11 protein-coding genes and 3 pseudogenes are annotated in these 14,978 nt (G+C 62.7%); 10 read left to right on the forward strand and 4 right to left on the reverse strand.

The window, feature by feature from the left end; translation table 11 throughout:
• The coding region (gene cysE / locus VZ95_RS09275) for a serine O-acetyltransferase (RefSeq protein WP_045775605.1) at positions 1–652 on the reverse strand (652 nt) is incomplete at its 3' end.
• Between the two features lie 168 nt (positions 653–820).
• On the opposite strand from cysE, the pseudogene VZ95_RS09280 reads away from it, so the two are divergent.
• Positions 821–1,508: pseudogene (locus VZ95_RS09280) on the forward strand (alpha/beta hydrolase).
• Here the strand turns inward: VZ95_RS09280 and VZ95_RS09285 are convergent.
• Together VZ95_RS09285 and VZ95_RS09290 are read right to left on the reverse strand one after the other, a co-directional pair.
• Positions 1,505–2,227, reverse strand: a complete 723-nt coding sequence (locus tag VZ95_RS09285; protein ID WP_045775599.1) for an AsmA-like C-terminal domain-containing protein — start codon at positions 2,225–2,227, stop codon at positions 1,505–1,507. The pseudogene VZ95_RS09280 and the gene VZ95_RS09285 overlap by 4 nt on opposite strands.
• Before the next feature lie 82 nt (positions 2,228–2,309).
• Positions 2,310–4,661, reverse strand: a complete 2,352-nt coding sequence (locus VZ95_RS09290) for a YhdP family protein (protein WP_045775600.1) — start codon at positions 4,659–4,661, stop codon at positions 2,310–2,312.
• A gap of 98 nt (positions 4,662–4,759) precedes the next feature.
• On the opposite strand from VZ95_RS09290, the gene VZ95_RS09295 reads away from it, so the two are divergent.
• The 6 genes from VZ95_RS09295 (at position 4,760) to VZ95_RS09315 (ending at position 10,954) form a co-directional block, all read left to right on the forward strand.
• On the forward strand, positions 4,760–6,907 hold the full coding sequence (locus VZ95_RS09295) for a [protein-PII] uridylyltransferase family protein (RefSeq protein ID WP_052711636.1): 2,148 nt from the start codon (positions 4,760–4,762) through the stop codon (positions 6,905–6,907).
• Positions 6,805–7,770, forward strand: coding sequence for a [protein-PII] uridylyltransferase family protein (locus tag VZ95_RS26915; protein WP_232302574.1), 966 nt, complete (start codon positions 6,805–6,807; stop codon positions 7,768–7,770). The genes VZ95_RS09295 and VZ95_RS26915 overlap by 103 nt, the downstream gene beginning before the upstream one ends.
• Positions 7,767–8,234 (forward strand): thioredoxin-dependent thiol peroxidase, encoded by a 468-nt coding sequence (gene bcp / locus VZ95_RS09300; RefSeq protein WP_045775601.1) that lies wholly within the window; start codon positions 7,767–7,769, stop codon positions 8,232–8,234. The genes VZ95_RS26915 and bcp overlap by 4 nt, the downstream gene beginning before the upstream one ends.
• 295 nt (positions 8,235–8,529) lie before the next feature.
• Entirely contained in the window at positions 8,530–9,726 is a 1,197-nt protein-coding gene (locus VZ95_RS09305) for a type III PLP-dependent enzyme (protein WP_156995188.1), read from the forward strand.
• Positions 9,727–9,754: 28 nt separating this feature from the next.
• Positions 9,755–10,588, forward strand: a complete 834-nt coding sequence (locus VZ95_RS09310) for an alpha/beta fold hydrolase (protein ID WP_198148190.1) — start codon at positions 9,755–9,757, stop codon at positions 10,586–10,588.
• Between the two features lie 9 nt (positions 10,589–10,597).
• On the forward strand, positions 10,598–10,954 hold the full coding sequence (locus VZ95_RS09315) for a hypothetical protein (RefSeq protein ID WP_045775602.1): 357 nt from the start codon (positions 10,598–10,600) through the stop codon (positions 10,952–10,954).
• Between the two features lie 21 nt (positions 10,955–10,975).
• Here VZ95_RS09315 and hemB read toward each other — a convergent pair whose 3' ends face one another.
• On the reverse strand, positions 10,976–11,992 hold the full coding sequence (gene hemB, locus VZ95_RS09320) for a porphobilinogen synthase (protein WP_045775603.1): 1,017 nt from the start codon (positions 11,990–11,992) through the stop codon (positions 10,976–10,978).
• A 148-nt stretch (positions 11,993–12,140) separates the two neighbouring features.
• On the opposite strand from hemB, the pseudogene VZ95_RS09325 reads away from it, so the two are divergent.
• From VZ95_RS09325 to VZ95_RS09335, 3 genes and pseudogenes are all read left to right on the forward strand, one after another.
• Positions 12,141–13,290: pseudogene (locus VZ95_RS09325) on the forward strand (isobutyryl-CoA dehydrogenase).
• Positions 13,283–14,362 carry an enoyl-CoA hydratase/isomerase family protein gene (locus tag VZ95_RS09330; protein WP_045775604.1) on the forward strand — a complete coding sequence of 360 codons (1,080 nt, stop codon included), beginning with the start codon at positions 13,283–13,285 and terminating at the stop codon, positions 14,360–14,362. The pseudogene VZ95_RS09325 and the gene VZ95_RS09330 overlap by 8 nt, the downstream one beginning before the upstream one ends.
• A gap of 403 nt (positions 14,363–14,765) precedes the next feature.
• Positions 14,766–14,978 (forward strand): annotated as a pseudogene (locus VZ95_RS09335) (MarR family transcriptional regulator); the annotation flags it as partial.

Raw genomic sequence — 14,978 nt, forward strand, 5'->3', positions numbered from 1 at the left:
GGGAGGGGGAGCTATCTTCCAGTTCCGCGACACGGGCTTTCAGCGCGCTGACCTCATCCAACAACCCGCCGATCGCGCGGGCCAGTGGATCGGGCAGATCTTCGCTGGACAGCCCATAGGCGCAGAAATCGACCTTGGCGTCCCCAACCACCTTCGCCGGAATGCCGGTGACGGTGGCCCCCGCCGGAACGGCTTTCACCACGACCGCATTGGCCCCGACGCGCGCGCCGCGCCCAACGGTAAAACCACCGAGCACCTGCGCGCCGGAGCCGACGATCACATTATCTTCCAGGGTCGGGTGCCGTTTGCCGCCGTGCAAGGAGGTGCCGCCGAGGGTGACACCCTGGTAGAGCGTCACATCATTGCCGATGATGGCGGTTTCGCCGATGACGACGCCCATGCCGTGATCGATGAAAAATCTCTGGCCGATTTGGGCACCGGGGTGGATTTCAATCCCGGTCAACACGCGCCCGAGGTGTGACAAAACGCGCGCCAGCGTAACCCAGCCGCGCGTCCACGCCCCATGCGCCACCCGGTAAAACAGCACGGCGTGCAGCCCCGGATAGCATAAAATCACCTCCAGCCGCGAACGGGCGGCGGGGTCGCGGGCGAGAATACTGTCGATCTCATCGCGGAACTGCTTGAAGAGCATGGTGCCCATCATTATCACTAAGGCCGCCCGGGGCGCGGCTGCCCATTGTACCATTCAGTAGGATATAAAAAGTCCTACTGGCGTGGTCAAGTATGCGGCAAACGGCGCTCCTTCTCCAGTGTCTCGTCTGGGGTGGGGTCGTAGGTTGGAAAGAAGGTGCCGAAGTCTATGCCCGAAGTCATCATCAATGGGCCGGAAGGCCGCTTGGAAGGCCGCTATCATCACGGCAAGACGCCGAACGCGCCCATCGCGGTCGTTCTGCATCCCGACCCGCGCGGCGGCGGTACGATGAATAATAAGATCACCTATGCGCTGTACCAGACCTTTGTGCAGCGCGGGTTTTCGGTTCTGGCGCTTCAATTTTCGCGGGGTCGGGCGCAGCCAAGGCAGTTTCGACCGGGGCGAGGGCGAATTGTCCGATGCCGCGTCGGCGCTCGATTGGCTGCAAACCTATAACCCGAATGCCTCGGCAAGCTGGGTGGCGGGTTTCTCCTTCGGGGCGTGGATCGGCATGCAATTGCTGATGCGCCGCCCGGAGTTGGTGAGCTTCATCTCCATCGCGCCGCCCGCGAATATGTTCGACTTCACTTTCCTCGCCCCGTGCCCGGTCTCGGGTCAGGTGATCCAGGGCGATGCCGACGAAGTGGTGCCGGAAGCCTCGGTGGCGAAGCTTGTGCATAAGCTTTCGAACCAGCGCGATATTCATATCGATTATCAAGTGGTGCCGGGGGCGGGCCATTTCTTTGCCGATCAACTGCCGACGGTGACGGCGGCGGTGGATCGTTACGTTAAAGATACGATGGCGGCACTGCCTGCGACGGGTAGTGGCGGGCCGGGGCGCGCGGCCTTTCGTTAACGGTCGCCAGCGTTCGGATTAAAGTGCGGCGGGGGTGGCAGGTTCGCCCCGCCGCCCTCGGTGTTCGAACTGCTGCTGCCCTCGAAAATCGAACGTAGAATCCCCGGCGCGAAGCCGGAGAGCGGGTTGACGCTGACCTGCGGGTCGGCCATCTGGCCGGTGACGGTGAAGGTCCAGGCGAAAATCCCGCCGCCGTCGCCGCCCGTGAGCAAGGTGCCGAGCAGCGGGATCGCTGAGATAACCCGGTTAATCCCCGCCATCGGCACGATCGTGCCGTAGAGATCCAGCTTCTCGGTCGTGCGGTCGATCTTGCCGTCGAGCTTCAATCCCACCGAAAGCCCGGTGGTTCGGCCATTGGCGACGGTGATTTTCTGCGGGCTCACGCGGTAGTCGAGCGTCGCGCGCTCGAAGGCGATGCCTTCGCCTTGCAGCAGTTCGGGAATGCCGGTGATGGAGGCAATGGCCAGGATGCGGCCTAAAACCGGCTCTTCCAGCAGGCGATAAGCACTCATCTTCGCTTGGCCGCGCCAGCCTTCGGCATCGGGTTGGCCGGTTGCGCTTAAGGCCCCGCCGCGCACGGTTTCGATCACGCCGCTAAAGCCGAGGAACGCCCCGGCGTCGGCAGCTTCCAGGGCGAAGCGCCGGTCTTGCCGGTGCCAGAAATCGTTGCGGAGGCGTTTCCTTGCCCGATTTTGGCCGAAAACCCGAGGTCGCTCCACACATCCTGCGTGACCTGAAGCCGCGCGCTCACCCCGTGCGCCTCGCGGTTTGGGCCGAGAACCAGCGTGCCGAGCTTCGCGGTTAAGGCGAGCGAAAGCGGGGGGCTTTCGGGTTGGGCGGCTGTTTGGCGCGCTCGGCCATCAGCGCGGTCAGGTCGAGCGCGCGGCCTTCCAGCCCAATCGTCCAGCCGTCGCGCCCGCGCTTGACGCTGGCTGCCAGATCGGTGCCGGGCAGTTGGACTCGGCGCAGAACCGCCTGAGTAATATCCATTCGGCTATCGAACTGAACGCTGCCCTCGGCCCCCCGGCCCGTGGCGGTGCGATAGTCGAACGCGGGAATCTGGGTCAGGCGATTATTCTCCATCACCAGATCGGCCGTCGCCTGCGCGCTTTCGCCGGGTGGCTTGACGTAGAGAATATCTGCCACCTCCAGTCGCGCGCGGGTTAGGTCGGCCTTGACTTGAACTCTAGCTTGTTTCGGTTTCGATTCAAGATACGTGAGGTTTAGATCGATGGGGCCGCTGACATAGCCGGCACCGGGAAGCTTCAACGCCGCCCGCCCGGAATCATCGACCGCACCGAGCAGGGAGAGGCTGCGCCCGGCATCGCCGAAAGATTCGGTCCAATTAATCTGAAAACCAACGCCATTCAGTTTACCCTTGCCGCCGCCGCTCAGGCCCTTCCGGGTGACTTTCAGCGTCAGCGCCGCCTCGGACAGCGACACGTCTTCGATCACATTGCGCAGGGCGGCGTCGGTCAGCACCGCATCGGCGGCAATCTCCAACTGTTCCACTTTTAGGGCGTCGAGCAGTGGGAAGCCCATCTGCAAATTAACTTGGGCCGCGCCGTTGCTCTGCTTCGGATCGATACCAAAACGTTTCATGAAACCGAGCGGCGGCTGATCCAGCAGCGCCAGCGCCTCTGAAACTGGCCCTTCGATCTGCATGTTTAAGGCCATATGCTGATCCTTGGCCTTCAGCCCGGTAATCGCAATGCTGCCGCTGGGAACGGTTAAACCGCCGCGCACGCGCCCGTCTTGCAGGGTCATCGCGAGACGGCCATCGCTATGGGTATAGGTCAGACTGCCGCCGACGCCCTCCACCGGCGGCAACTTACCCAAATAGGCCACATCGATATTGGCGGCCTTCAGCGTGGCGGTCAGGTCTTGGATATCGGGTTCGCCGTCGCGCGCCGGTAAAACGGCTTTCAGCTTGGCGGAAGCTTCCGACACGCCGCCCTTGGACAGGTTGGTCAAAATCCAGCGGCGCGGATTGGGGGCGACGCTGGCGGGCCAGAGCGTCGGCAGATCGGCGAGACTGACCGTTTTGACGGCCAGCGCCGCCTCGACCTGAAGCGGAAACTGAAGCCGGTTCAGCGCGACCTTGCCCGTCAACCCCGTGCCATTACCCAGGGTGAGGCTATTAATATCGATATCGAGACGATTTTGTTGAAGTCCGACATTTATCTCACCGCCGGCGACCGCCAGAACGCCCGTCGGCAGCTCGGCATGCACCAAACGTCCCGCGCCAAAGCTGAGTCTTGCCGCGAGGCTCTGTGGGTGCCCCCGGCTATCGAGCGTGGCCTGGGCCGTCACCTGGGAGGGCAATTCCAGCCCGGTTAACTCCGGCAGACCGGGTAGGCGCGCGGCGATGGTCGAGGGCATCAGATTGGCGATGTCCCCATTGACCGTCCAAACATCATCGTCCGGCTGCGTCGGGTCGGCGAGATTTAGCCTGCCGAAGAGGGTGATGCGCGTTTCCTGGCCGGGCAAAATCAGCGTGCCCTCCATCCCGCCGAGGGGATTGCCGGAAGGGTCTGCCTGCAAGGTCGCGGAGAGATCGTTCATGCGCCACTCGACGTTCATCCGCTCGTCGACCAGAAGCACGCGCGTATCGCGCAGGCGCACTTGCCGCAGCCCATTGGGCTTGCCGAGCAGAAACACGTCGGTCAGCCATTGGGCGGGGGAGCGCGTGTCCGCCAGCTCTTCCGCTGGGGGGGCGAGGGTCGTGGCGTCGCTTTCGGCCTGAACGCCAAGCATAAAGTTCCCATTTTCGGTACGGCGTCCGCGCAGCGTCAGCCCGGTTAGGCGCAACACGGTGGGCTGAAAGCGCCCGCGTAGAAGCTCTTGGCCGCTGAATTCCAGCCAAGCCGTCGGCAGGCTCAGCAGGTGGCCGCCATCCGGCGTGCTCATTGTGATGCCGCGTAAGTCCAACCCCAAATCGCCACTAGTGGAATCCCACGATAGGGCCGCCTGCCGCATCCGGATTGTGTTGCCGGACATCATCGACAGGGTTTTTTCCAGGGGCTCCAGGGCAAAATCGAGCGGCACCGGGCCTTGCGCGAGCCGGAAAACCCCATAGCCGAAAACGCCGATCGCTAAGACCAGCAGGGCCAGCAGCGTGCGCACGCTATGCCGGGTAAAGCCATCGAGCATACGCCGCCGCTTGACCCGCCTCTTTCCGGGGATTACCGAACGGGGGGCAACAGTGCCGGACCGTTTGGGGTCAGGCCCGGCAGAAGAGGGATCGGTCGATGGCGTTTCAGTTTCCATTCTTGGCGACACTCGATCGACTACCGCGCCCCGGCCGACCGGATCGGGTTTCGGTTGCCGTCGAAAGGCTGCTGGACCGCGCGGAAGCCGCCGGGGAGGGCTGCGCTGCGGCTATACGGGAAATGCTTGAGCATCCGCAAGGTTCCCCCTTGATTGCGGCCATTTTTGGAAATAGCCCGTTTTTAACCGAGGCCATTCTCGCCGAACCGGCCTTTCTTGTGACACTTCTGACGCAGGGGCCAGACGCCACCTTCGCCGAACTGCTTGCGCCCATCAATGACGAACTGGCCGCAGCTCAGCAGTCTCCGGCGCTGATGCGCAGCCTGCGCCAGGCCAAACGCCGGGCGGCGCTGACGATTGCGGTGGCCGACCTCTGCGGCACTTGGCCGCTGTTGCGCGTTACCGGCGCGCTGTCGGCGTTTGCCGATTGCTGCCTGTCGGTCGCGGCGGGGCATGCGCTGGCGGTCAGGCGGGTGTCGAAGGGCGAGGCGATGACGCCCGCTCTGGTCGCCGATAGCCGCCGGGGGCTCATCATTCTCGGCATGGGTAAGCTCGGCGCGTTGGAATTGAACTATTCTTCCGATGTCGATTTGATTTTGCTCTACGACCCGGACCGGGTTTCGGCAGGGGTGATGGCGCTGCGCGATAGTTTGCGCGAAACCTACGTGCGTTTCGCGCAGGATTTGGTGAAGCTCATCCAGGAGCGCACCGGCGACGGCTATGTCTTCCGGGTCGATCTGCGCCTGCGCCCCGACCCTGCCTCGACCCCGGCGGCGCTGTCAGTGCTGGCGGCGGAAACCTATTACGAGACCGTTGGCCAAAATTGGGAACGGGCGGCGCTGATTAAGGCGCGGCTGGTGGCGGGAGATGCCGAGGCGGCAGCGCTGTTTCAGCGCAATCTGCGGCCCTTCATTTGGCGGCGGCACTTAGATTTCGCCGCGATCAACGATATTCATAGCATCAAACGCCAGATCAACGCCCATAAGGGCGGCACCGAGGCGATTTTGGGGCATGATCTGAAGCTGGGGCGCGGCGGAATTCGCGAAATCGAGTTTTTCGTTCAAACCCAGCAGCTTATCTGGGGCGGGCGCGATCCTTCCTTGCGGCTGCGGCCAACGCTGGAGGTGCTAGACGCGCTGGTGGCCGCCGGGCGAGTGCAGCGACCCATCGCCGACGCGCTGGCCGACGCTTATACCAAGCTGCGCACCTGGGAACATCGGGTGCAGATGGTCGACGATCAGCAAACCCATAAGCTGCCCGCCGATCCCGAGACTTTCGCGGCGCTGGCGGCCTTCTGCGGTTTTGCCTCGGGCGAGGCCTTCGCGGCGGCGGTGACGGAAACCTTGCGCCAAGTGCGCAGCCATTACGGCGATCTCTTCGAAGAATCGCCGCCGCTCTCGGGGCCGGGCAATCTGGTGTTCACCGGCGCGGAAGATGATCCCGAAACGATTCTGACGTTGCAGGGCATGGGCTTTGCCGACGCGTCCTCGCTCTCGGAAACCGTGCGTGGCTGGCATCACGGCCGCATCCGCGCCACCCGCTCGGCGCGGGCGCGCGAGTTGCTGACCGAGTTGATGCCAACCCTGCTTCAGTCCCTCGCGCAAATGCCCGATCCGATGGCGACCTTCGGGCGGTTTGATCGGTTTTTGACCAATCTGCCCGCTGGGGTGCAAATCCTCTCGCTGTTTCACCAGAACCCCGGCGTGCTCGATCTGGTGGCGGAAATCATGGGGTCGGCCCCCGGCCTTGCCGAGCATCTCGCCCGTCATTCGCGCCTGCTGGATGGGCTTATCCACGACGCGCGGCGGATTTCAGCCGATCTGCCGGTGATGATCGAAGCCGATCTGGCGGAAGACCTCGCGCGCGATTTGGCCCAGGTGCACAGTTTCGAAGAAGTGCTCGATAGCGTGCGGCGCTGGACCGGCGACCGGCGCTTTCAGATCGGCGTTGCCTGTTGCGCGGGGAAATCACGCCAGAGGCGGCGGCGCGCGCCCTGTCGGCGGTGGCCGATAGCGTCATCGCCGCCCTGTTACCGCAGGTGCATCGGGAATTCGCGCAAACCCACGGGCAGGTGCCGGGGGGCGAATTCTGCGTTCTGGCGCTCGGCAAACTCGGCGCGCGCGAGCTAACGCCGACCTCCGATCTCGATCTCGTTTTCCTCTACCGCATGCCCGAGGCGGTGGATCAGTCCGACGGGGCCAAACCGCTGCCGCCGTCGCTCTATTTCCAGCGCCTCGGCCAGCGGCTGATTGCGGCGCTGACGGTGCTGACCGCCGCAGGGGAACTCTATCAGGTCGATATGCGCCTGCGCCCCACCGGCAATAAGGGGCCGGTGGCGTGCAGCCTCGATAGTTTCACCACCTATCAGACCGAAGAAGCCTGGACCTGGGAGCATATGGCCCTGATCCGAGCGCGGACCGTGGCGGGGGATGCGGGCCTGTGTGCGGCGGTTCGGGCGGTGCGGACGGCGATTCTCACCCGTCCGCGCGATGCTGGGCTGATTCTGGCCGATGTCTCGGACATGCGTGCCCGCATCGCCAAGGAACGCCCCGGCAGCGGCGCGTTCGACGTGAAGGACCGGCCCGGTGGCTTGCTCGATATCGAGTTTATCGCCCAGGGGCTTATTCTCGCCACCGTCGCGCCGGGGGCCGCCCACCTGCCGGAGGATTTGGGCAATACGCTGACAGCGCTGCACTGGCTCATGGCGCAAGGCGCTCTCCCCCAGGAGGCCGGAGAAATATTGCTGCACGCGTGCCGCCTCTGGCAACGGCTGCAAGTGCTGCTGCGCTTGGCGGGGACCGGCAAATTCGATCCCACCACCGCCCCCGAAGGCATGCGCCGGGCGCTGGTTCACGCGGCGGGCGTTCTTGACTTTTCCGCCCTTGAGCAAGAGATGAATGACACCGCAATCCGCGTGCGGCAGCTTTTGACCGAATTCATCGATGCGCCCGCTCAGCGGCCCGCACCCCCCGAAGGAGACGCCCGACCATGAGCCTCGACGTTGGCACCCAAGCCCCCGATTTCACCCTGCCGACCGATGGCAATGGCGCCGTTACCCTCAGCGCGCTGAAGGGGAAGCCGGTGGTGCTCTATTTCTACCCGAAGGACGATACCTCCGGCTGTACTGCCGAAGCCTGCCAGTTCCGCGACATGCAGCCCGATTTCTCCGGTGCGGATGCCGTCATCATCGGCCTGTCGAAAGATAGCGTCGCCAGCCACGATAAGTTCAAAAAGAAGTACGAGCTGCCTTTCACCCTCGCCGCCGATACCGAGGGCACCACCTGCGAAGCCTATGGCGTGTGGGTGGAAAAAAGCATGTATGGCAAAAAATACATGGGCATCGAACGCGCCACCTTCCTGATCGACCGCGACGGCAAAATCGCGAAAATCTGGCGCAAGGTGAAAGTGCCGGGGCATGGGGCGGACGTGCTAAAGGCGGTGGCGGCGCTGGCGTAAAAGATTGGGGACAGCTGTCCCTCCCGATGCGCTTTGCGCGTCAAACGCGCAGGGCCCCCTGGCCAAGGGGCTTGCCCCTTGGCGATCCCGTTTCCTTTCAGAAACTAAAATGTAAATTCTATCAGTAGCTTAATAAAAAAATGGGATTCTCAAGGGGCAAGCCCCTTGAGCGGAGTGCAGAGGCAGCGCCTCTGCGTAACTGGCCAACATTTCCATGACAGAATCATGATGCGTTGCGGGGGCGGGGGTTTTGCCGCACTCTCCGCCTCGCAGTGCAAACAGGAAGGCGGGCTTTATGGGCGTCGAAGGTCAGCGGGCGGTGAGCGAAGGGGGCATGCGCCCCACTCAGCCGCGCTATGCCAATGCGGAAGCGATGGTAGCGGCGCTGAAGCCGGGCCATCCGGTTTATTGCGTGCGGCCCCATGTGGTGAAGCGCGCGGCGCGGGATTTTCTCGATGCCTTCGATGGGCGCGTGTTGTACGCGACCAAATGCAATCCGCATCCGCTGATTCTGCGGGCGCTGTATGAGGAAGGCATTCGCCATTTCGACACGGCGTCCTTGAATGAGGTCGCCCAGGTGCGCGAATTATTCCGCGATGCTGAATGCTACTTTATGCATCCGGTCAAAAGCCGCAGCGCCATTCGGATTGCTGACGAAGTGTATAACGTCGAGCATTTTGTCATCGATACCCGCGACGAGTTGCATAAGGTTTTGGACGAAGCGCGCGAAGAGGGGCTGGCCATCATCGTGCGGCTCGCCACCCCCTCGGCGGGCGCGGCCTATGATCTATCGGCGAAATTCGGCACGAAACCGGCGGAAGCGGTGGAACTGCTTCAGGAGATTAAGGCCGAGGGCTATCGCGCCGGGATCGGTTTTCACGTCGGCTCGCAATGCGCCAATCCGCGCGCCTTTCGCACGGCGTTGAAGATTGTCGGCGAGGTGCTGGATGCCGCGAAGGTCGATATCGCCTATCTCGACGTTGGGGGCGGCTTCCCCACCTCCTACCAGGGCGCGCAAGTGCCGCCCTTGTCCGAATTCTTCGCCGAAATCGAAGCGGGCTTACGCGAAATCAAACTGCGCCGCGACTGCGTGTTGATGTGCGAGCCGGGCCGCGCCTTGGTCGCCGATGGCATGTCGCTGGTCACCCAGATCCATCTGCGCAAGGGCGACCAGCTTTACATCAACGACGGGATTTATGGCTCGCTATCCGAAACCGTCACGGCACGCCTGCGCTTTCCCGTGCGCCCGATCCGGCTGACCGGCGGGTTCAGCGAGGAGATGATTGAGTATACGATTTACGGCCCGACCTGCGATTCAACCGACGTGTTGCCGGTCTCGATCCGCCTGCCTGCCGATATGAAGGAAGGCGATTGGATTGAATTCGGCCGGATTGGCGCCTATTCCAACGCGCTTGCCACCCGCTTCAACGGCTTCTTCCCCGATGCCTATGTGGTGGTGGAAGATGAGGCGATGGCGATTGACGGGCATTGAGCGCGGGGCATTGAGCATGGGGCAGGGGATGAGACAGTCGCGGATTGAGGTTAGCCCAGGGGTATCGCTGGCGATTCGGGAGCACGGCCCGGCGGATGCGCCGCGCACGCTGTTTTGCGTGCATGGCCTCACCCGGAATGCGCAGGATTTCGATAAGCTGGCGGTGGCACTGGCCGACCACTATCGGATCATCGCCGTCGATATCGCCGGGCGCGGCGACTCCGACTGGCTCCTCGATCCGGCGGGCTATGATTATCCAACCTACGTGTGGCACTGCATAATGCTGCTGGATAAATTGGCGCTGCCCGAGGTCGATTGGCTTGGCACCTCAATGGGCGGGCTGATTGCCATCGGCCTCAATTCAGTGCAGCCCCAGCGCATTCGGCGCTTGATTCTGAACGATGTTGGCGGGTTTTTGCCCAAGGAAGCGCTGAAATCCATCGTCGAGGCCGATCGTAACCCGGTTTTTGCCTCGCTGGCGGAAGCCGAAGCCAAATTGCGCCAGCGGTATGCCGATTTCGGGCCGATTTCAGACCCCGATTGGGCGCTGTTAACCGAAGCTTCGACGCGCGTGCAGCCCGATGGCACCTATCGCCTGCACTTCGATCCAAATCTCTACACGAGCTTCGATAAGGCGGCCCTGGGTGATATCAATCTCTGGCCGCTGTGGAACCAAGTGAAGCAGCCGGTATTGCTGTTACGTGGCGGGCTCTCCGGCTTGCTGTTGAAGGCGACCGCGCTCGGAATGGTCGCGCGCGGCGGGGTGGATTTGGTAGAATTCGCCGACTGCGGCCACGCGCCATCGCTGCTTCAGCCGGCGCAAATCCAGCCAATCCGCGATTGGCTGCTAAAAACGGAATAGGGGGCGATCATGGGGTTTTCGGTTCGGGCGGCCTTGGCCGCGACGGTTCTTGCGCTGGGGGCTTGCGCCGAGATGCCCGCCGCCCCGGCAAGCCTTTCCACAGTTGCGCGGGCGGGGTTCGACGCTTACCAGACCCATGCTTTCGACGGCGGCTATTTCGCCACCGATCTTAAAGGCCAAACCTACGCCTATGCCTGGTTGGATCGGGCGGATGAGTTCGATGTAACGCTGTCCGTGTGCAGCCCGCTCGGCTGCACGACAACCAAGCGCTACGGGCTGAACCCGCTTCATGCCGCGCTCACCGTGTGCCGGGAAAATTCCGGCGAGGTCTGCACGATTTATGCGGAAGGCATCCGGCGGCGCTAGAGCCGCCGAATGCCCCAAAGATTAGCCGCGTAACAACTCGGCGGCTTCAAGGGCGGCATAGGTTAGAATCCCATCCGCCCCGGCGCGTTTGAAGCCGATGAGGGTTTCCAGCAGCGTGCGGTTGCCGTCGATGTAACCGGCGGCCACGCCCGCCTTCCACATCGCGTATTCGCCGGACACATGATAGGCGAAGGTCGGCACGGCGAAGGTTTCCTTAACGCGGTAGAGCACGTCCAGATAGGGCATGCCCGGCTTGACCATCACCCAATCGGCCCCTTCCGACAGATCAATCGCCACTTCTTGCAGGGCTTCATCGCTATTGGCCGGGTCCATCTGATAGGTGGCTTTGCCCTGCGGCCCATAGGAAGCGCCGGTCACGCCCAAAGCGTCGCGGAACGGCCCGTAGAAGCCGGAGGAATATTTCGCGGCGTAGGACAGAATCAGCGTCTGGCTATAGCCATTCTCTTCCAGCGCCTCGCGGATCGCGCCGATGCGGCCATCCATCATGTCCGAGGGGGCGATAACGTCGATCCCCGCTTCGGCCTGGGCGAGCGCCATTTTCACCAGCGCGGCGACGCTTTCGTCATTATCCACCCGGTCGCCGACAACGATACCGTCGTGCCCGTGCAGGGTGTAGGGGTCGAGCGCCACATCGCCGATCAGGCCGATGTCGGGCACGGCGGCTTTTACGGCGCGAATGGCGCGCTGCATCAACCCATCGGGGTTCCAGGCTTCCTCGGCCTCGTCCGATTTGCGGCTGGGATCGACCGCCGGGAACAGGGCGATGGCGGGAATGCCTAAACCTACGGCGCGCTTGGCTTCGACGATCAGCAGATCGATGGTCAGGCGCGATACGCCGGGCAGCCCGGAAATCGGCCGCGCCTCATTCTCGCCGTCGATGACGAACACCGGCCAGATCAGATCGGCGGCGCTCAGGCGGTTTTCCTGCACCAAGCGGCGCGACCAACCGGCCATGCGCGTGCGGCGCGGGCGGGTAAAGGGAAAGCCGGTGGGCGGGATCACGGACGGACGCGACATAGCGATTCCTTTATCTTTACGTGCGCGGAAACTGTTTATCGGAGTTTTCCGATCCTTCGCGGCTGCTAAAGTTTCCCGCACGTCAATAGGCCAGATTGACAGCCAAGGCCCGTTCCTTATGATCGAGAAAAACGGGAGGAACAAGCGCATGACCCACGATTTGACCGAAGATCAGCGTGCCTTTCAAAGCATGGCGCGCGATTTTGCTGCTGAACATCTGGCCCCCTTCGCCGCGAAATGGGACGAGGAGCATATTTTCCCCGTCGAAACCTTTCGCGCGGCGGCGGCCCTCGGGATGGCCGGAATTTATGTGCGCGAGCAATCGGGCGGCTCCGGCCTCACGCGCCTCGATGCCGCGCTGATTTTCGAAGAACTATCGGCGGGGTGCGTGTCGTCAGCGGCCTATCTCTCCATTCACAATATGGTGGCGTGGATGATCGATAGTTTCGGCAACGACGACCAGCGCGCGCGCTTTTTACCGTCCTTGCTGACGATGGAAAAGCTGGCAAGCTATTGCCTCACTGAACCCGGTTCGGGCTCGGACGCTGCCGCCCTGCGGACGCGGGCGGTGCGCGACGGCGATCATTATGTCGTGAACGGCGCAAAAGCTTCATCTCCGGCGCGGGCGTGTCGGAAGTCTATGCGGTCATGGTCCGCACCGGCGGCGAGGGGCCGGGCGGGATTTCCACGCTCTTGATCGATAAAGGCACGCCGGGCCTCAGCTTCGGCAAGCCCGAGAAGAAGATGGGCTGGAATAGTCAGCCAACCGCCGTTGTCACCTTCGAGGATTGCCGCGTTCCCGTGGCCAATCGCCTAGGCGAGGAGGGCGAGGGCTTCAAGTTTGCTATGAAGGGGCTCGACGGCGGGCGCATCAATATCGCCTCCTGCTCGCTCGGCGGCGCGCGCGCGGCGCTAGACGCGGCGAAAGCCATATGGGGGTGCGTAAGCAGTTCGGTAAAGAGCTGTCGGCCTTCCAAGCACTCCAGTTCCGCATTGCCGATATGGCGACGGAGCTTGAAGCCGCGCGGCTGATGGTGCATCGGGCGGCGCGGTCGCTCGACGCGGGCCACCCCGATACAACGATGCATTGCGCGATGGCGAAACGTTTTGCCACCGATGCCGGGTTCGAGGTCGCCAATCAGGCGCTGCAACTCCACGGTGGCTATGGTTATATTCAGGAATATGGGGTGGAACGCATCGTCCGCGATTTGCGCGTTCATCAGATTCTCGAAGGCACGAATGAGGTGATGCGCGTCATCATCGCCCGCAAGCAACTCCACGAGGGCCGCAATGTCTGAGGCTTTGTCGCAAGAAAGCGTGCTGTTCGAAACGACGAACGGCGTTCTAACGATCACCCTCAATCGCCCGAAAGCCTTGAATGCGCTCTCACTGGCGATGATTCGGGTGATGGACCCGGTTCTGCGGGCAGCGGCGGTCGATTCGTCCGTGCGGTGTGTGATTCTGCACGGCGCGGGCGAGCGGGCGTTTTGCGCGGGCGGCGACGTGCGCGCGGTGGCCCAGGCTATCGGCGGTGGCGATATGGCGGCGGCGGATGCGTTCTTCCGCGAGGAATATACGCTCAATCATCTGCTGCATACCTACCCGAAGCCGATCATCGCCTTGATCCACGGCGTTTGCATGGGCGGCGGCGTTGGGCTGTCGGCGCATGGGCCGTTGCGGGTGGTGGCCAATAGTCTGCTGTTCGCGATGCCGGAAACCGGGATCGGCCTCTTCCCCGATGTCGGCGGAACCTGGGTGCTCAATCAGATGCCGGGCGAAATCGGCCTTTATCTCGGCCTCACTGGCGCGCGGTTGGGGGCGGCAGATGCCTGTGCGATTGGTTTTGCCACCCACCATGTGAAAGACGACGATCTTCCGGCTTTACGCGCTGCCTTGATCGAAGCCGCCCCGGCAACGGAGGGGGAGGCAGAAGCCGTGATCGCCCGTTTCGATCAACCGCGCGGCGATAGCGCCTTGCTGGCCCAGCGGGCACAGATCGATAGGCTCTTCGCGGGCGATACGGTGGAAGCCATTCTGGCGGCACTGGAAGCCGAGGGGAGCGATTGGGCAATGACCCAGGCAGAAACCCTGCGCCATAAGTCGCCGACCAGCCTCAAGATCACCCTGGAGCAGTTGCGCGGCGGGAAGGGGCTCGATATTGCGGCGGTCTTCGTGCGCGAATATCGCCTGAGCCAGCACTGCATGGCGGGGCCGGATTTCCGCGAGGGGATTCGGGCGCTGCTCATCGATAAGGATCAATCGCCGAAATGGTCGCCCGCGACGCTGGCGGAAGTAACGCCTGCGCTAGTGGAAAGCTTCTTTGCGCCCTTGCCGGGCCGCGAGTTGGATTTAAGCGTCAATGCGGGGTAGGGCCGTCGAAATGTTGGGGCTGGAAGCGCAAACATTTTTCGATATTGATTCGAAGTCCTCAGACAAGTGATGACAATACGCTTCTCACGCCCCCATCCTGTGTTGGGCCGATGGCTCTCCTCCATCGCCCTGCTCCCCCGGCTTTACGGCGGCTAGTCTATTGAAAAACCTGAATTTTACAAAGAATGCCGCCGAAATTATCGCCACACTCCCCCGGCCCCGGCAGCGGGTTGTCAACCTCTCCGACACGGCATGCGCGCAGCGCCTGGGCGCGACCTAATTTTCTGGGATTATTCAGATGCTAGCCAAAGGCGCGTGAAGGCGTTATCAAGGGGCTAGCATATTCCCTTAAACGCTGGCTGGCCTTCAGGGGGACAGGAAGGCTGCGCCCAAGGAGAAAAACGTGAAGGCCGCATATCTGGAGGCAATCCGGCTCACCGAGCGTCTGCACCGTCAGTTCTTGGAACTGGTCAAGAGCGAGCTTGATCGCCTCGGCATCGAGGATATCAACAATGTTCAGGCCTTTATCCTGTTCAATATTGGCAGTGACGATCTGACCGTCGGTGAACTCACCAATCGGGGCTATTACCTCGGCTCAAAACGTGTCCTACAACGT

It is taken from the genome of Elstera litoralis, from assembly GCF_000963705.1.
Classification (GTDB): domain Bacteria; phylum Pseudomonadota; class Alphaproteobacteria; order Elsterales; family Elsteraceae; genus Elstera; species Elstera litoralis.